Raw genomic sequence first — 17,094 nt, 5'->3', positions numbered from 1 at the left:
GAAGCTCCTCGTCAGTGGCGCAGCTTGTAGCCGGACGCGAGCATGCGCATCGCCACCACGGCCAGCACCACGAAGAAACCGGCGACGATCGCAAGGCTCACGAGCGGATTGATATCCGACATCCCGAAGAAGCCATAGCGAAAGCCGTCGATCATGTAGAAAAAAGGATTGAGCCGCGATATTTCCCGCCACACCGGCGGCAGCGTATGCGTCGAGTAGAACACGCCTGAGAGAAACGTGAGCGGCATGATCAGAAAATTCTGGAATGCGGCGAGCTGGTCGAACTTCTCGGCCCAGATGCCCGCGATCAAACCGAGCGTGCCGAGAATCGCGGCGCCGAAAATCGCAAACAGAATGATGTAGAGCGGCGCGGTGAAGCTGACGGGCACAAACCAGATCGTCACGATGAACACTCCGAAACCGACCGCGAGACCGCGCGCGACCGCGGCGAGAACATACGCGGCGAACATCTCGTAGTGCGACAGCGGCGGCAGCAGCACGAACACCAGATTACCGGTGATCTTGGACTGGATCAGCGACGACGAACTGTTCGCAAACGCATTCTGCAACACGCTCATCATCACGAGGCCCGGCACCAGGAAACTCGTGTATTCGACGCCCGGATAAACCTGCACATGATTGCGCAGCGCGTGGCCGAAAATGGTCAGATACAGCAGCGCCGTGATGATGGGCGCAAGCACGGTCTGGAACGACACTTTCCAGAAGCGCAGGATTTCTTTATAGAACAGCGTGCCGAAACCGCTATAGCCGCTCATGCGAGCCCCTCGATCACTTCCGGACCGTTCATCACCTGAACGAAAACATCTTCGAGGTCGGCTTTACGGACCTCGATTTCTTCGAATGTGCAGCCCGCCGCGCGGCATTGCGCGAGAATCTTCTCGACGTCGTCATAACTCGCGAGACGCAGCAGATGCTGGCGGCCATTGCCGTTGCCCGCGCCGCCCTCGGCTTCCAGGGGACGCAGTTCGGCAGGCAGCACGCCTTGCGCGAAACGCACGAACAGTTGCATGCCGGCGAAGCGTTGCAGCAGCGTGCTGGTGCGATCCAGCGCCACCACTTCGCCGCGACGCAGCATCGCGATGCGGTCGCACAGCGATTCGGCTTCCTCGAGATAGTGCGTGGTCAGCACGATCGTGTGGCCTTCGCGGTTCAGGCGCGAGATGAATTTCCACAGCGTCTGGCGCAACTCGACGTCGACGCCCGCGGTCGGCTCGTCGAGCACGATCACCGGCGGCCGATGCACCAATGCCTGCGCGACCAGCACGCGGCGCTTCATGCCGCCCGACAGCGCGCGCATGTTGGCGTCGGCTTTCTCGGTGAGGTCGAGGTTGGCCATGATTTCGTCGATCCACGCGTCGTTATTGCGCAGCCCGTAGTAGCCGGACTGGATGCGCAACGTTTCGCGCACCGTGAAGAACGGATCGAACACGAGTTCCTGCGGCACCACGCCCAACGCGCGGCGCGCCGCGCGGAAGTCGCCCACCACGTCGTGGCCGCGCACCGCGATGCTGCCTTCGTCCGCGCGCGCGAGTCCCGCGAGAATGCTGATGAGCGTTGTCTTGCCCGCGCCGTTCGGACCGAGCAGCCCGAAGAACTCGCCTTCTTCCACCGTGAGGCTGACGCCCTTGAGCGCCTGCAAGTCCTTGTAGCGCTTTTTGACGTTACGAATTTCTATGGCTGACATGACAGTGCGCCGCGTGCGTCGCGGCGCTTAAAGGAGCCCTGGGCGGGCGCAAAGTGCTGGAAAAAACGGAATTGGGGCCGGTGGGATTGCCCTAACCGTGGCCCAAAAAACGTTTGATTATAGGGCAAAACCTGGCGGCCCTATCTCAGTCGGGGGATAGCGGGAAGCGTGATGAACGCGTCAGGTGCGCGCGCGTGTGGCGCTGACGGCAAGCTGGCGAACGACGTGAGCAGAATCGCGTGAAGCCGGCGCTGAAGCGCGCCGGACCGCTCACGCGGCGCGAGCGCCTTCGATGGAACCGGCGATCAGCGTATCGACGCCGTAGGCTTGCGCGAGACTCGCGAGCCCGGCCGGCAGATTGAGAACTTCGAATGCGCCGCCGCGCGCCTGAGCGGCGCGCCGCCATGCGAGAAGCACGGCCAGCGCCGATGAATCGAAGTGCGTGAGCGGCGCGCAATCGACGCCGCCCGCGCCCGCTGCGATTCGCTCGAGACCCGCCGCGAGCGCGGCCTTTGCGCTCGCGTGGGTCAGCGTCGCGCCGCTCGCGAACCGTTGAGCGACGGGGCTCAGCACTTCGCTCACGACTGCTTGCCCGCGGCGAGTTGCTGATTGCGCTGCGTGAGGAACTGGATCAGTCCGTCGACGCCCTTCTGCTGGATCTGCTCGCTGAACTGCTGCTGATAAGCCTGGATCAGCCACGCGCCGAGCACGTTGATGTCATACACGCGCCAGCCTTGCGGCGTCTTGTACAGACGGTAGTCGAGCTCGATCGGCGAACCGTTGTTCATCACGACCGAACGGACCACCGTGTCGGTGTCGTCCGGATTCATGCGGAACGGCTTGTACTGGATCTGCTGGTCGCGCACCTGCGCGAGCGCGCCCGAATACGTGCGGATCAGCAGCATCTTGAACTGTTCGACGACCTGGCTCTGCTGCTCGGGCGTCGCCGTGCGCCAGTTGCGGCCCATCGCCAGTTGCGTGGTGCGGCGGAAGTCCGTGTACGGCAGGATCTTTTCGTTGACGAGACGCGTGATGTGCGAAATGTCGCCCTGCTGGATCGACTTGTCGGCACGCACCGCGTCGATCACCTGCTGGGTGACGGTCTTGACGAGCACGTCGGGCGCGCTGCTGTCGACGGCTTGCGCCGATGCTCCAACACTCACGAAAGAGAACAACGCTGCAAACAACGGAATCAGAAAGAATTTTTTCATATCGAGCCTTGCTTAAAAAATAGTGCAACCGTTTGAGGCGACATTAACACGCGAGTTCAGCGGCAATCCATGCGCAAACTGCGAGAGTCGTATCGATCTGTTACGGCCGCGCCGGCACGCTCAACGCAACTTGAACGACGGTAAGTTGAAGCGCGTGGGCGGCACCAGTTGACCCGCCGGAATCTGCGTGGTTTCCGGACCGCCGTTGAGGTCGAGCGGCGGCGTTTCCGCGCCCGAAGCCGCTTCGGGCGCCGAGGCGCCGTTCGCCGTTGCAGCGGCTGACGCGGCTTGCGGCGGCGTCGCGGCGCTCACACCGGATGCACCGGATGCAGCCGACGCCTTGGCGGCAGCACCGCTCGTTCCCGCCGCGCCCGCGGTTCCGGTCACTGCACCGGCCGGCGCGCCGGCGGGCGTGCCGTCGACGTCTTCGTACTTCGGCAGCGGCGCTTCATCGCCATAGTTCGGCAGCGCCTGCGACTGCTTGCCGTCCGACAGCAGATACTCGCGGCGTTGCAGATATGCGTTGCGCACGAACGAATACTTGTCGAGCGCGGCGCCTTCCAGCACGTCGCTCGCATTCAGCAGATTCGCACGCGTATTGACGATGTTCAGACCGTACAGCGCCCAGCTCAAGCCCGCCGGATCGACGTAGCTGAGCGGGTTGATATAGTAATTGCCGATCGAGCCGACCGCGTCGCGCGCGGTGCTCGGCCCGAACAGCGGCAGCACCAGATACGGACCGGCAGGCACGCCGTAGTGGCCGAGCGTCAGGCCGAGGTCGTTGTCGTGCTTGGGCAGCTTCGCGAGCGTCGCCACGTCGAACAATCCGCCGACACCGAAGATCGTGTTGATCACGATCCGCATGATGTCCTGCACGCCGTCGGTGATCTTCAGTTGCAGCAGGTTGTTCGCCGCAATGTAGACGTCGCCGATATTCGAGAAGAAGTTCGTCACGCTGTCGCGCACAGGCTGCGGCGTGATGAACACATAGCCCTTCGCGACCGGCTTCAGCGCGTACTGGTCGAGCTTGTCGTTGACCGTGAAGATGGTGCGGTTCAGGCCCTCGAGCGGATCGCCCTTGGTCGGCGTCTGCACCGTCGTGCAACCGGCCAGGATCGCGGCCGCAACCGCCAGTCTACCCATCCGGAAGACGCGCGCGCCCCCGGCCTGTAAGGTCTGCATTGTTGTTCTCCTTATTGACCGGCCGAGCCGGAAGCGGGCACCGCCGCCGCGGGCGCCGGAGCGGGTGCTGCAGCCGGTGCCACCGATGCGGCGCCCGGCTTCGATGCGCCCGAATCGGCCGCTTTGCTGTAGAGGAACTGTCCGATCAGGTTTTCAAGCACGATTGCCGATTGCGTCATCGAAATGGTGTCGCCGGCTTTGAGCATCTCGGTATCGCCGCCCGGTTCGAGGCCGATGTATTGCTCGCCGAGCAGCCCCGAAGTCAGGATTTTCGCCGACGTGTCTTTCGGAAACTGATACTGCTTGTCGATGTCGATCGTCACCTGCGCCTGATAGGCGTTGCTGTCGAACCCGATCGAGGCGACCCGGCCCACCGTCACGCCCGCGCTTTTGACGGGTGCGCGCGCCTTCAATCCGCCGATATTGTCGAACTTGAGCTTGACCGGATAGGTCGCCTGGAACGACAGCGAGCTCATGTTGCCGGCCTTCAGCGCGAGAAACAGCAGCGCCACGAAACCCAACACCACGAACAGGCCGACCCAGAAGTCGAGAGCAGTCTTTTTCATCGTCATCCCAAAGTGAATCGCCGCGCCGCCGTCGCGCCGCCGCGCGCGCTCAGTGACGCGCCGCAGCGGCAAAACAGGCAACGCAGTCTTAACTGAACATCAGCGCGGTCAGCAGAAAATCGAGGCCGAGCACCGCGAGCGACGCATACACGACCGTCTTCGTCGTGGCGCGCGACACGCCCTCGGGCGTCGGCCGCGCTTCGTAGCCCTGGAAGAGCGCCACGAACGTCACCGCAAGGCCGAACACCACGCTTTTGACGACGCCCGCGCCAACGTCGCGCCAGACGTCCACGCCGCCTTGCATCTGCGACCAGAACGCGCCGGCATCGACGCCGATCAGCAGCACGCCGACCACATAGCCGCCCGCGATACCGACCGCGCTGAAAATCGCCGCGAGAATCGGCATCGCGATAATGCCGGCCCACAGACGCGGCGCGACCACGACCTTGACCGGGTCGACCGCCATCATTTCCATCGCGGTCAGTTGCTCGCCCGCTTTCATCAAGCCGATTTCGGCGGTGAGCGAGGTGCCCGCGCGGCCGGCGAACAGCAGCGCCGTGACGACCGGCCCGAGTTCTCGCACGAGCGAGAGCGCGACCAGCAGCCCGAGCGCCTGCTCGGAACCATAGCGATTGAGCGTGTAATAGCCCTGCAAGCCCAGCACGAAGCCGACGAACAGCCCCGACACCGCAATGATCACCAGCGAATAATTACCTACGAAGTGGATCTGCTTCGTGACAAGCCGCGGACGGCGCAGCAGCGGGAAAAATTCGACCAGCAGCCGGAGAAAAAAGCGCGTCGCGTAGCCGGCCGTGCCGAGCCCGTCGAGCACCACGCGGCCGACCGAGGAGATCAATGTGCCGATCATGACCGCCCTCCGCCGACGCCGAAGTCCGCCGCGAGCGGCGTTCTGCTCGGATAGTGGAATTTGAACGGACCGTCCGGCGCGCCGTCGATGAACTGCCGCACCGTCGGATCAGTCGACGCGCGCAGTTGCGCCGGCGTGCCCTCGGCATGAACGCCGCCGTTGGCGAGGAAATAAACGTAGTCCGCGATCGCGAACGACTCCGGCACGTCGTGCGTGACCAGAATCGACGTCGCGCCGAGCGCCTGGTTGAGCGCGCGAATCAGGTTCGCGGTGATGCCAAGCGAGATCGGGTCGAGGCCGGCGAACGGCTCGTCGTACATCATCAGTTCGGGGTCGAGGGCGATGGCGCGCGCGAGCGCCACGCGCCGCGCCATGCCGCCGGAAATCTCCGACGGCAGCAGGTCGCGCGCGCCGCGCAGGCCAACCGCGTTGAGCTTCATCAGCACGAGATCGCGGATCAGTTCCTCCGGGAGATCGGTGTGCTCGCGCAGCGCAAACGCCACGTTTTCGAACACCGACATGTCCGTGAACAGCGCGCCGAACTGGAACAGCATGCCCATCTTGCGGCGCAGCGCGTACAGGCCGTCGCGCGTTTGCGCGCCGACGTTTTCGCCGTGGAACAGAATCTCGCCGCGCTGCGCGCGAACCAGACCGCCGATCAGCCGCAGCACCGTTGTTTTGCCGCAACCCGAACCGCCCATGACCGCGACGACCTGGCCGCGCGGAAAGCGCAGGTTCAGGTTCGACAGGACGAGCCGGTCGCCGTAACCGAAGTCGACGTCGCGCAGCTCGAGTAAGGTCTCGGATGGGGAAGACACTGAGTGACAATCCTTTTGCACGGAAGGCCGAATTATAGGGCCATCATGCAAATGTTGCCGTGAGGCGCCCTGTCCCTTAACCAATCATGACGATTATTGCGTAAAAGCTTGTTGCAGTGCGGCAACGGCGGCCGCCGGATCAGACGCTTCGGTGACCGCGCGCACCACCGCCGCACAACCGACGCCCGTCGCGAGAACCTCAGGCAGCACCTGCAAATCGATTCCGCCGATCGCGACCAGCGGCACGACGCCGTCCAGCAGCCGGACGTAGCGCGCGAGGCGCTTGACGCCCTGCGGCGCGGTCGGCATCACTTTCGTCGTGGTCGGGAACACCGCTCCCAACGCGATATAGCTCGGGCGGAAGTGCAGCGCCTTCAGAATTTCGTAGAAGCCGTGCGTCGACAGACCGAGCCGGATGCCGGCCGCCGCCAGCGCCGCCAGATCCGCCGTGTGCACGTCTTCCTGGCCGAGGTGCACGCCGTAGGCGCCCGCATCGAGCGCGGCCTGCCAGTGATCGTTGATGAAAACCTGCGCGTCATGCCGCTTTCCCGCCGCGACGCAGCGGGCGATCTCGCGCTGAAGCTCGTCGGCGGGATGGGCGGACTTGCGGCGCAGTTGCGCCGTTTTCACGCCGTAGCCGACCACGCGTTCGACCCACTCGGCACTAGGCAGCACCGGATAGAGTCCGAGCCGCTCGGGGCAGCGCGGGAACGGCTGCGCCGGCGCTGGCGGCAAACCGGCAAGACGCGGAAAGGCAGCCAGATCGCAGGGGAAGGAGTCGCCCGCGGCGTTGGTCCGCGTTTCGTCGCCGTCGCGCCACGCGAGCGCCAACACGAGCGCGTCGTGCGGATCGAAACCGCAGTCGAGGAACGCGGCGAGCGCGGGGATCCAGTCTTCGGCGAGATGGCCTTCCAGACGGTATTTTTCGCCTCCGAGATGCAGCGTCGCCTTGTTCTCGGCGGCTTCGACCACCGCCGCGCCCTGCACGAGCCAGCGCGCCATCTGTTCGCCGTGCCGCGCGGCATCGGCGAGCACGATCAGATCGCCGCCATTCGGCTGATCCGGCGCGGTCAGGCAGATGCGCCACGGCGCGTGCGTGGGCGGCCAGTCGCCGAGACGGGCGCGGATGCGTTCGGTCGCTTCGGTGAGTTCGTCGGCGGGCGGCCAGAACAGGTCGCGGTCTTTCAGGGCCAGGGTCTGCGTCATGCGGCGCTCCCGTCCTGATGCCAGAACGGCATGCCGACCACCGGCGTGCTCGCGTGCGCACTTTCGCGCTCGGCCATCGGTCCGGCGAGAAACGCCTGACGGCCCGCTTCGACGCCCAGCGCAAACGCGCGCGCCATCGCGTCGGGATGCGTGGCCTGCGACACCGCCGTGTTCAGCAGCACGCCGTCGAAACCCCACTCCATCACCTGGGCCGCGTGCGACGGCACGCCGAGCCCGGCGTCGACGATCAGCGGCACGTCAGGCAGCCGCTCGCGCAACACTCGCAAGCCATACGGATTAATCACGCCCTTGCCGGTGCCGATCGGCGCGCCCCACGGCATCAGCGCCTCACAGCCGGCGTCCAGCAGACGGCGGCCGATCACCAGGTCTTCGGTGCAATACGGCAGCACCTTGAAGCCGTCCTTGACGAGCTTCGCCGCCGCCTCGATCAGGCCGACCGGATCGGGCTGCAGCGTGTAGTCGTCGCCGATCAGTTCGAGCTTGATCCACTCGGTTTCGAAGATTTCGCGCGCCATGTGCGCGGTCGCCACCGCCTCGCCGACGGTCAGGCAACCGGCCGTGTTCGGCAACAGCGGCACGCCGTGGCGCTTGAGCAGATCGAAGAAACCGGCTTCGGCGCCGCCTTCGTTCATCTGCCGGCGCAGCGCGACGGTCACCATGCCGGGGCGCGCGGCGTCGATCGAATCGGACAGCGATTGCAGCGACGGATAGCGCGACGTGCCGAGCAGCACCCGGCTCGCGAAGGGTTGGCCGTAGAGCGTGAGCGCGTCGGCGGTTTGGGGGGAAGTCATTTGCATCATCTGGTCTCCGGCAAGGCGGGGCGGGCGGCGATTGCTCGTGATCGTGCGTGGTCGTGCGTGGTTGTGTTCGCTCGTCTGCGATTGCGTGATCGGCTGGCTTGGTTTGGCGCGGCAACGCGCTCAACCGCCGGCCACAGGCTGCACGACGTCCAGCTTGTCGCCCGGCTGCAATGCGCGCGCCGCATGCTGCGTGCGCGCGACGAAATCGCCGTTCAGCGCGACGGCGAACGGCGGCCGCGCGCCGTACGCAGCGAGCGCATCGGCGACAGTCGCGCCCTCGGGCAACGACAACGGCTTCTGATTGATATGAATGTCCATGGTGTTCGAATACGGTTCAGTCGATGGCAATTGCGCAGGCGTTCGCAGCGTCGCGCCGGCAACCGGTGCTCACGCGGGCTCCCGCGCGCGCTGCTCGTGGAACAGTTCGCTCCAGCGCGCGGCGCGCCGCCAGTCCGCGAACGCGTCGGCGTCGCCGATGCGTCCGTCCAGCAGCGCCGCCGCGAAGCGCGCGGCTTCGTCGGCGACCTCGGGCACGATCATGTAGCCGTGCCGGTACAGCCCGTTCACGCGCAGCGTCTGCGCGCCGTCCCACAACAGCGCCGGCCGATGATCGGGCAAGGTCGGACGGCACTGCGAATTCAGCTCGAGAATGCGCGCCTCGCCGAAGCCCGGATGCACGGAAAACGCCGCGCTCAGCAGCTCCAGCGCGGATCGCACGCTGACGGGCGACATGTCCTCGCCTTCCACCTCGGTGGCGCCGATCACATACAAATCGTCCTGCTTCGGCGCGATGTAGAGCGGATAGCGCGGATGCAGCAGCCGCACCGGCCGCGTCAGATTAATGCCGGGCGCGTGCACGCGCGCGACTTCGCCGCGGATGCCGCGCAGCGTCGGCAGCACGGGTTTCGCGCCGAGACCGCGGCAGTCGATGGTGATGCGCGCAGGCGGCAGCGCCCCATCGAGCGCGGGCGTATTCCAATGCGTTTGTACGCCGCGTTGCCCGAGACCCGCCGCCAACGCGCGCAGCACCTGGCGATTGTCCAGTTGACCTTCGCGCGGCAGCAGCCAGCCCTGATTGAAGCGCCCCGCGAGCGCAGGTTCGGCGGCACCGAGTTGCGCGCCGGCCAGCGTGACGAAGCCGCCGTCCAGCAGTTCGGCCGGCGCGTTCGAGCGCACCCGTCTTTCGAACAACGGCGCCTCGGTCCGATCCGCGTGATGCCAGACGACGAGCGTGCCATTGCGCTGGAAAAACACCGGCTCGGGCAACCCGGCCAGCACTTGCGGCCAGGTTTCGAGCGATGCGGCGCCGAGACGCGTAATCAGAAGTTCGGCGCTGGCGGCTTCGGCAAGCGGCGCGAGCATGGCGGCCGCGACCCACGCGGCAGCCTGCGAGCCGTCGGCGTCGCCGCGCTCATAAAGCGCCACGCGATGTCCTTCTCCGGCGAGCCGCCACGCGACGAGGCGCCCGCACAGACCGCCGCCGAGCACAGCGAAATCGGGTTGTGCGGCGCGGCTCATCGTGCGCGCTCCGCTTCGATACGACGGACAAAAGCAATGCAGCGCGCGTCAAGAACGGCGCGACAAGGAGCAAAACACATAACTGAACAATAGGCGGTCATCGAGTCCTTTCCGTACGGCCGACAAAAAGCGCGTACCCAGGACGAAACCGGCGGGCAAGGCCGGCCAGGCAACATGCGTACTCCAATGAAGTACGCCGCCCGGCGGGGAATGGAAGACTGGCTGCTTCCGGAAACTTCCCGCGCCGGTATTACCCGGATCGGGTGCAAAGGGTCTCTCTCAGCCTCGCAGCCGCAGCGTGAGAATCACGCCGCTCAAGTGCAAAGCACCCCTGTTTCGTCGAAGGTCATTAGACCATAAAAGGCGCGGCGCTCGCAAACGAGCGGCGCATCGCGCCGCGCGCGGCTTGATCCGGCACCACCTTTTGCGCCTTACGCTTTAGCCGGATGAGCGGCCCACCGCTCTGGCACAATGCCACGAGAGATGACGCGGAAAACGCGGCATCGCGCGAACGGTCGGCGGTTATGTCGCGGCGGCGCTCGCGCAGAGGCGGCAGCAATGACTGCCGGCTTTGCGCCGGCGCCGCGAATTAATTTTCGCTTAAGGGCTTCGCGCCAGAATCGGCAGTCGCCGCGGCGCCCGGCCGTCAGCCGCCGTGACCGCGCAGATACGCACAGACAAGACACGACAGATACGAAGACCCGCGAGGGGTCGGCCCGCGTGGACCGGCCCGAATCGAACAGCATTCCCAGGACGCTCATGACAACGAATACTTCTGTCAGCCCCGCGCTGCCGCCCGACGAGAAAGTCTCCGCATGGAGCCTCATCAAGCCTTACTGGGTGTCGGAAGAAAAAAAGACGGCGTGGGGGATGCTCATCGCGATCATTGCGATGAACCTCGCGGTGGTGTGGATCAACGTCCGCCTGAACCGCTGGAGCGCCGACTTCTATAACGCGCTGCAAACCAAGAACGTGCGCGACTTCCCGCATCTGCTGATGATCTTTTCCGGGCTCGCGTTCGGCTACATCATCCTCGCGGTGTACGGACGCTATATGCGCCAGATGCTCGGCTTTCGCTGGCGTCAGTGGCTGACGACGCGCTATCTGAACGAGTGGCTGCACGACAGCGCGTTTTACCGGATCGAGCGCGACCGCCTCGCCGACAACCCAGACCAGCGGATCAGCGACGACCTGCAGTCGTTCGCCACGACCACGCTGTCGCTCACGCTCGATCTGCTGTCCACGGTCGTCACGCTCGTCTCGTTCATCACGATCCTGTGGGCGCTGGCCGGCGCGCTGACCATCACGCTCGGCGGCGTGCCGCTGCAGATTCCCGGCTACATGGTGTGGGCAGCCGCGCTGTACGCAGTGGTCGGCTCGCTCGTGATCCAGAAAGTCGGTCATCCGCTCGTGCCGATCAACTATCAGGCGCAGAAAGTCGAGGCCGATTTCCGTTTCGGCCTGATCCGCCTGCGCGAGAACGCCGAGCAGATCGCGTTCTACAACGGCATGGACACGGAGAAGACGAACGCCCATTCGCTGTTCGGCCGCATCCGCGATAACTGGTGGCAGGTCATGAAGTACACGAAGCGGCTCACCTTCGTGCTGAGCTTCTACGGTCAGATCGCGATCATCTTTCCGCTCGTCGTCGCCGCGCCGCGTTACTTCGCGGGCGCCTTCACGTTCGGTGTGCTGATGCAAATCTCCAGCGCATTCAACACGGTCAGCGACTCGTTCTCGTGGTTCATCAACAGTTACTCGACGCTGGTCGAATGGCGCGCCACGGTCAACCGTCTGCGCGAATTCAAGCGCGTCGTGCATGCGCCGCGTCTGAAGGAATCCGTCTCGCCGGCCACCGCGCACGGCGGCATCAACCTGCATTTCGTCGACGCCGACAAGCTCTCCACCGACGGCCTCCAGCTCGCGCTTCCGAACGGCAGCCCGCTCTCGCGCATCCGCGACATCGTGATTCATCCGGGCTCGCGCTGGCTCGTGCGCGGGCCGTCCGGCTCGGGCAAGAGCACGCTGATGCGCGCGCTCGCCGGCTTGTGGCCGTTCGGCGATGGCGCGATCGACGCGCCGGTCAACGCCCGCATGATGTTCATTCCGCAAGTGAGCTACATGCCGATCGGCACGCTGAAGGCGGCGCTCGCGTATCCGTCGGCGGCCGACACGTATACGGACGACGAATGCCGCGAGGCGCTCGTCGTTTGCCACCTGTCGCAATACGCGGACCGTTTGCAGGAATCCGCGCACTGGACGCGCGTGCTCTCGCCGGGCGAGCAACAGCGCCTCGCCGCCGCGCGCGTGCTGCTGCACAAGCCCGACTATCTGTTCCTCGACGAAGCGACGAGCGCGCTCGACGCCGAGAACGAAGCGCGTCTCTATCGCCTCTTCACCGAGCGGCTGCCGAAGGCGGCCATCGTCAGCGTCGCGCATCGCGAATCGCTGGCGGCGTTCCATGACGAAACGCTCGAAGTCGAGCGCGCCGGCGAAGCGGTCGCGGCATGAACCCGGAGAGCGCCGCAGCGAGCGAAGCCAGTGCGGGCTTTGATCGCGTCGTGCTGATCACCGGCGCGGGTTCCGGCATCGGCGCGGCGCTGGCCCGGCGGATCGCCGCGCCGCGCACCGCGCTGATGCTGCACGCACGCGGCGCCGAGCGCGAGTCGCGCGAGCGTCTCGCGCACGTTGCCGCCGATTGCAGCGCGAACGGCGCGGCCTGCGCAACGGTGACGGGCGATCTCGCCGAGCGCGGCGCCGCGGAACATGTGGTGCATCAAACGCTCGCGAACTTCGGCGCACTCGATCAACTGGTCGCGAACGCGGGGCATGCGCAGCGCCAGACGCTCCAGACGCTCGATTCCGATGTGCTCGGCGCCGCATTCGCCGCGATGCCCGCCGCCTTCGCGGCGCTCGTGAAGCGCGCCACGCCTGCGTTGGAAACCTCGAAGCGAGGCCGAGTGATCGCGTTGAGTTCGTTCGTCGCGCATCGTTATCGAGCGGATACGCCGTTTGCCGCGACCGCCGCGGCCAAGGCGGCGCTCGAGTCGCTCGCGAAAACCGCAGCCGCCGAACTCGCGCCGCATGGCGTGACCGTGAATTGCGTCGCGCCCGGCTATACGCGCAAGGACCGCGGACCGAGCGCCGATAACGCCGCCGTGTGGACGCGTGCCGCGGAATCGACACCGCTCGGCCACATCGCCGAGCCAGCCGACATTGCCGCGCTGATCGCCTTCCTGCTTTCCGACGAAGCGCGTCACATCACCGGCCAGGTGATCCACGTCGACGGCGGACTGACGCTCGGCTGATTCACACCGCCGCGCGCCGTTCGCCAACGCACTCGCACCCGTACTCACATTCGCGCGAGCCGCGGCAAGATCCCGAAACGCGCGAGAACACCTCGAAAGCATTTGCGAAGCGGGCAAGCTTTTCAGCCCTTTGAAACGAGCCCGAAACAGCGACGATAGTCGTGCGCGCCGTCCCCTGCGGCCCGCACGCCATCCACTGCTAACGGACTCTCGCTCATGTCATTCGATCGCCGCTCTTATCCTTCGATTCACCGGCTCGGCCTCGCTCTCTCCGCAGCGGTGCTGCTCGGAAGTGCCGCTCATCTTGCTCACGCCGCGCAAACCACGCCGCCGAACGAACCCGCCGACGTGTGCCCCGCGCTCAGGCACATCGTCGAAGCATCCGACTACAAGCAATTGCACACGCAACCGGCCGCGCAACTGCCGGGCGTCGCGAGCACCGAAGATTGCCGCGCCAACACGCACGCGTACGACTGCCACTGGCGCGCGCACTGGCAAGCCGACGGTGTCGTCAACGATCCGCTCGAGGAAATCGGCGCTGACATCGCCGCGTGCTTTCCGAACGTCGTGCATGACGTGAACACGCCGACGCGCCAGCATTTCATCGTGACGACCGGCGAGCGGCGCGTGAATGTCACTGCGAGCGTGCAAGGGCAAAACGAGTTGCGGCTGCGCGTCGCGCGCTGAATGCAGACGCGTCGAGGACGATGCGCGTTCCGCCGCATTTCGCTTCGCTCGGTCGATCTCCATGATCGGCTTAATCGCCCTGGCTCCGCCTCATGACCTTCCTGACCACCACACGCGCTAACGCTTTAACGCGAGCCCCTCGCGCGGCCTGGGTCAGGTTGCGGCGGCCGAGCGCGCGGTTCGTCGCCTGTACGACGCTGACGGTCGGACTGAACGGCTGCGCGTGGACGCTGATCCAGGCAGCCGACGCCACCGGCTCCGTGATCCAGGCCGGCTACGCGATCGCCGCGAACTATTCGTCGCCGACCTTCGTGAGCGGCCGTCCCGCGGATGTGCGGCACGTTTGCATCGAAGTGAACACTGCTGTGTCGGTCGGCGATTTCGTGCCGGCGCTGCAACTCGCGCTCGATCGCCGCGGCATTCGTTCGGATGTCTACAATCCCGGCACCTCGCCCGCCGGCTGCGAGGCGCGCCTCGTCTACAACGCGGCGATCGACTACGGCCGCCGCTCGTTCAGCGACGACGCGATCCAGTATCTGTCGGTCATCGACCTGACGCTCGTGCAGAGTGGCCGCATTCTCGTCACCGCGCGCTACCAGACGGGCGGCCTGAACAGCGACCGCTTCTCGTCGGCGTCGACCAAGCTCAATGGGTTGATCGACAAGATGGTGATCGACCGGACCGATTTCGGCCGCGAAACACGGCAGACCATTCAGACCTCGCAGGTCAACTAGCCGCATGCCGGTTGCTTTCTCTTACGCGAGAAAGGATTGGAAAGCGTTAGCCGCTTTGCTGCGCGCGCGCGGATCACTAAGATGACCTGAATGAACCAATCCATTCTGGTCGTCGACGACGACCCCGTCGTACGTGAGCTCGTCAGCCAGTATCTCGAAGGGCGCGGCTTCAAGGTTGCCACGCTCGAGCATGGCATGGCGCTGCAGCGCAAGCTTCAGGACGAGCGTCCCGCGCTGGTCGTGCTCGACATCATGATGCCCGAGCTCGACGGCATCAGTGCGCTGCGCGCGCTGCGCGTGGCGGGCGACGATATCCCCGTGATTCTGCTGACCGCACGCGCCGATCCGATCGACCGTGTGATCGGTCTCGAACTCGGCGCGGACGATTACCTGGGCAAGCCGTTCGAACCGAGCGAACTCGTCGCGCGGATTCGCACGGTGCTGCGCCGGCGCGGCTCGATTGCGCCGAGCGCGCCCGAACAACGCGCGCCGTATCGCTTCGGCCGCTTCGAGGTGAATTTCCCGGCGCGTGAATTGCGCCGCGACGGCGAACGCATCACGCTGCGCTCAAGCGAATTCGCGATGCTAAAAGTGTTCGTCACTCACGCGATGACCGTGCTCACGCGCGCGCAACTGCTCGAAAAACTGCATGGCAATAGCGAGACGCATCGCAACCGCAGTCTGGATGTGTCGATCTGGCGTTTGCGTCGGCTGATCGAAGTCGATCCGTCCGAGCCGCGCTATGTGCAAACGGTGTGGGGACGCGGCTATGTGTTCGTGCCGGACGGCGAGATCGGCGCGGCCGAGCGCGGAGCGGGCGCGGCTGCGCAGTGAGCGCGTTCGTTGACGACGCCTCAGAAAGTCAGCACGCTCAAAAACATTCTCTGCAGCCAGCCCATCGTCGTCGCGTCGGAGATCATGCCGGCGCCGGCCTGCTCGATGCGCGCATTCGCGACCTTACTCGACGCGACGTAGTTGCCTGTTTCGATATCCTTAGGATTCACCACGCCTGACAGCCGCAAGCGGTCGCGGTTGCCGCCCATCGAAATCACCTTTTCGCCCGACACGACCAGGTTGCCGGTCGGCATCGTGCCGATCACGGTCACGGCGAGCGTGCCGGTCATCGCGCTCGCGTCGGTGAGACTGCCTTGTCCTTTGAATTCGGTGCTGGCCGAGCCGATGTTGAAGAGCCTCGCGAGCCGCGCGGCGGCGCCCGTCGATTTATCGGCGGCATCGGCGGTGATGCTGCTCGCCCGGCTCGCGGCCGCCGTCGAACTGTTGTTCCCGCTATACGACTCCGACAGGCGGATCGTCAGCACGTCGCCGATGTGTTGCGCGCGCGGCGTCTCGTACAGCACCATCAGCGTGCCCGCCTGATAAATTGCGCCCTGCGTGTTGACGTTCAGCGGCGCGGACACGAGCGGCGGCGCCATCGGTGTTTCGACAATCGACCTCTGTCCGCTCGCGCAAGCGGACACACATGCCGCCGCGCATAGCGCGACGGAAAAACGTAGCGTAGGCATCGGGTTTACTCCCTCGCTGAATGGTGCTGATCCGCGCATCGGCGCCGCTGCATCAACCGGCTTCTGCATCGCTCGCCTGCCACTGCCGCACGACGGACTTCACCCACGCGTCCGAACCCTTCAGCAGATAAGTGAGCGTGCCGTTGCGCGTGCCCGGCAGGAAACACAACGTGATCGAACTGACCGCGTTTTCCCACACGTAGACCGGCAACGCGCCCGGCGACGACACGTTCCGCGTCGCATGACGCGGCGGGCCGTAGCGGTCCGCGAGCGCGTCGCGCAGATCTTCGGCGGTGACTTCGTCGATCACGAAGGAAATCTCGTAGAGCCGCAGCGCGCTTTGCCCTTCCATGCGCGCGAAACGCAGCACATGCTCGGCCGCCGGCGCACCGTCGACGACCGCTTGCGACAGCGCCCAACCGTTGTCGTCGCGATGCGCCCACCGGCACGCGACGGTCAGACTCTCGTGCGACTTCAGCCGCATGCCGAGCGCGCCCGCCTGCACGTCCGTCTCGCAGACCGGCACGCTGCCGACCGGCGTCGCACGCACTTTCGAACCGGCGCGGAACTCATCGAGCGTGATGCCGAGCGCAATGCCGCGGAATGCAAATGGCGTGTCCTGCGCGCGTCGGCGGGCGTCGGCGAATGCGTCCTTCGATGCCGACGCCGAAGCTGCGGCGCCCGCGTCGCGCGCCGCCGGCTGCGCCGGCACGGTCAGCGAGAATGTGCCGCACAGCAGCGCCAGCGCGCAGGCAATCCGTTGTGGTCTCATGTTTCAATCGATCGCGGATGAGCAGATGTCGAACGGCGTGGCCGCCGCATGGCCGACGACCGGGATGATCTTCAGCGTCGCCGACGTGAGCCGGCAAGGCAGCGCCGCAACGGCGCAGCCGTCGAGCGGCAACAGCGCCGCGCCGAGCGCGAGCCACGCAGCGGCGCGCACGAGG

20 protein-coding genes and 1 riboswitch are annotated in these 17,094 nt (G+C 65.7%); of the genes, 5 read left to right on the top strand and 15 right to left on the bottom strand.

Features of this window, described 5'->3' with window-relative positions; translation table 11 throughout:
• Window positions 1-11 precede the first annotated feature (11 nt).
• From AB6809_RS26750 to AB6809_RS26695, 12 genes are all read right to left on the bottom strand, one after another.
• Window positions 12-776, bottom strand: coding sequence for an ABC transporter permease (locus tag AB6809_RS26750; RefSeq protein WP_006052279.1), 765 nt, complete (start codon window positions 774-776; stop codon window positions 12-14).
• Entirely contained in the window at window positions 773-1,705 is a 933-nt protein-coding gene (locus tag AB6809_RS26745; RefSeq protein WP_006052278.1) for an ABC transporter ATP-binding protein, read from the bottom strand. The genes AB6809_RS26750 and AB6809_RS26745 overlap by 4 nt, the downstream gene beginning before the upstream one ends.
• 270 nt (window positions 1,706-1,975) lie before the next feature.
• Window positions 1,976-2,287: a lipid asymmetry maintenance protein MlaB gene (locus AB6809_RS26740; RefSeq protein ID WP_029971279.1), complete on the bottom strand. Its 312-nt coding sequence runs from the start codon at window positions 2,285-2,287 to the stop codon at window positions 1,976-1,978.
• Window positions 2,284-2,916 carry a phospholipid-binding protein MlaC gene (locus AB6809_RS26735; RefSeq protein WP_006052276.1) on the bottom strand — a complete coding sequence of 211 codons (633 nt, stop codon included), beginning with the start codon at window positions 2,914-2,916 and terminating at the stop codon, window positions 2,284-2,286. Before AB6809_RS26735 ends, AB6809_RS26740 begins: the two co-directional genes overlap by 4 nt.
• A gap of 120 nt (window positions 2,917-3,036) precedes the next feature.
• Window positions 3,037-4,098: a VacJ family lipoprotein gene (locus AB6809_RS26730; RefSeq protein WP_371027521.1), complete on the bottom strand. Its 1,062-nt coding sequence runs from the start codon at window positions 4,096-4,098 to the stop codon at window positions 3,037-3,039.
• Window positions 4,099-4,109: 11 nt separating this feature from the next.
• Window positions 4,110-4,664 carry an outer membrane lipid asymmetry maintenance protein MlaD gene (gene mlaD, locus AB6809_RS26725; protein ID WP_006052274.1) on the bottom strand — a complete coding sequence of 185 codons (555 nt, stop codon included), beginning with the start codon at window positions 4,662-4,664 and terminating at the stop codon, window positions 4,110-4,112.
• A gap of 88 nt (window positions 4,665-4,752) precedes the next feature.
• The gene (gene mlaE / locus AB6809_RS26720) at window positions 4,753-5,520 is read right to left on the bottom strand and encodes a lipid asymmetry maintenance ABC transporter permease subunit MlaE (RefSeq protein ID WP_053859096.1); all 768 of its coding nucleotides are present in this window, start codon (window positions 5,518-5,520) and stop codon (window positions 4,753-4,755) included.
• 8 nt (window positions 5,521-5,528) lie between these two features.
• The gene (locus AB6809_RS26715) at window positions 5,529-6,350 is read right to left on the bottom strand and encodes an ABC transporter ATP-binding protein (protein WP_006052272.1); all 822 of its coding nucleotides are present in this window, start codon (window positions 6,348-6,350) and stop codon (window positions 5,529-5,531) included.
• 93 nt (window positions 6,351-6,443) lie between these two features.
• Window positions 6,444-7,556, bottom strand: a complete 1,113-nt coding sequence (gene thiE, locus AB6809_RS26710; RefSeq protein ID WP_371027520.1) for a thiamine phosphate synthase — start codon at window positions 7,554-7,556, stop codon at window positions 6,444-6,446.
• Window positions 7,553-8,368, bottom strand: coding sequence for a thiazole synthase (locus tag AB6809_RS26705; protein WP_029971276.1), 816 nt, complete (start codon window positions 8,366-8,368; stop codon window positions 7,553-7,555). The genes thiE and AB6809_RS26705 overlap by 4 nt, the downstream gene beginning before the upstream one ends.
• Window positions 8,369-8,497: 129 nt before the next feature.
• Window positions 8,498-8,695 carry a sulfur carrier protein ThiS gene (thiS, locus tag AB6809_RS26700; RefSeq protein ID WP_006052269.1) on the bottom strand — a complete coding sequence of 66 codons (198 nt, stop codon included), beginning with the start codon at window positions 8,693-8,695 and terminating at the stop codon, window positions 8,498-8,500.
• A 69-nt stretch (window positions 8,696-8,764) separates the two neighbouring features.
• On the bottom strand, window positions 8,765-9,895 hold the full coding sequence (locus tag AB6809_RS26695; protein WP_371027519.1) for an FAD-dependent oxidoreductase: 1,131 nt from the start codon (window positions 9,893-9,895) through the stop codon (window positions 8,765-8,767).
• Window positions 9,896-10,114: 219 nt separating this feature from the next.
• Window positions 10,115-10,238: riboswitch (TPP riboswitch) on the bottom strand.
• 416 nt (window positions 10,239-10,654) lie between these two features.
• Between AB6809_RS26695 and AB6809_RS26690 the strand changes: the two genes are divergently transcribed.
• The 5 genes from AB6809_RS26690 (at window position 10,655) to AB6809_RS26670 (ending at window position 15,458) form a co-directional block, all read left to right on the top strand.
• Window positions 10,655-12,406 carry an ABC transporter ATP-binding protein/permease gene (locus AB6809_RS26690; RefSeq protein ID WP_114156515.1) on the top strand — a complete coding sequence of 584 codons (1,752 nt, stop codon included), beginning with the start codon at window positions 10,655-10,657 and terminating at the stop codon, window positions 12,404-12,406.
• Entirely contained in the window at window positions 12,403-13,203 is an 801-nt protein-coding gene (locus tag AB6809_RS26685; RefSeq protein WP_371027518.1) for an SDR family NAD(P)-dependent oxidoreductase, read from the top strand. Before AB6809_RS26690 ends, AB6809_RS26685 begins: the two co-directional genes overlap by 4 nt.
• 216 nt (window positions 13,204-13,419) lie before the next feature.
• Window positions 13,420-13,890: a hypothetical protein gene (locus tag AB6809_RS26680; RefSeq protein ID WP_371027517.1), complete on the top strand. Its 471-nt coding sequence runs from the start codon at window positions 13,420-13,422 to the stop codon at window positions 13,888-13,890.
• A 92-nt stretch (window positions 13,891-13,982) separates the two neighbouring features.
• The gene (locus AB6809_RS26675) at window positions 13,983-14,624 is read left to right on the top strand and encodes a hypothetical protein (protein WP_029971271.1); all 642 of its coding nucleotides are present in this window, start codon (window positions 13,983-13,985) and stop codon (window positions 14,622-14,624) included.
• Between the two features lie 90 nt (window positions 14,625-14,714).
• Window positions 14,715-15,458 (top strand): response regulator, encoded by a 744-nt coding sequence (locus AB6809_RS26670; protein ID WP_053858810.1) that lies wholly within the window; start codon window positions 14,715-14,717, stop codon window positions 15,456-15,458.
• Between the two features lie 20 nt (window positions 15,459-15,478).
• Here the strand turns inward: AB6809_RS26670 and AB6809_RS26665 are convergent, their stop codons facing one another.
• From AB6809_RS26665 to AB6809_RS26655, 3 genes are read right to left on the bottom strand one after another with little or no spacing between them, the layout of a single operon-like run.
• Window positions 15,479-16,147: a flagellar basal body L-ring protein FlgH gene (locus AB6809_RS26665; RefSeq protein ID WP_114156517.1), complete on the bottom strand. Its 669-nt coding sequence runs from the start codon at window positions 16,145-16,147 to the stop codon at window positions 15,479-15,481.
• A gap of 52 nt (window positions 16,148-16,199) precedes the next feature.
• Window positions 16,200-16,919, bottom strand: a complete 720-nt coding sequence (locus AB6809_RS26660) for a hypothetical protein (protein ID WP_371027516.1) — start codon at window positions 16,917-16,919, stop codon at window positions 16,200-16,202.
• Window positions 16,920-16,922: 3 nt separating this feature from the next.
• On the bottom strand, window positions 16,923-17,090 hold the full coding sequence (locus tag AB6809_RS26655) for a DUF6726 family protein (RefSeq protein WP_321175810.1): 168 nt from the start codon (window positions 17,088-17,090) through the stop codon (window positions 16,923-16,925).
• Window positions 17,091-17,094: the final 4 nt, after the last annotated feature.

The sequence above is a fragment of the Paraburkholderia sp. RCC_158 genome, from assembly GCF_041355255.1.
GTDB classification, from domain to species: Bacteria; Pseudomonadota; Gammaproteobacteria; order Burkholderiales; family Burkholderiaceae; genus Paraburkholderia; species Paraburkholderia graminis.
The sequence above is the reverse complement of the archived record's forward strand: the minus strand, read 5'-3'. Positions and strand labels throughout refer to the sequence as shown.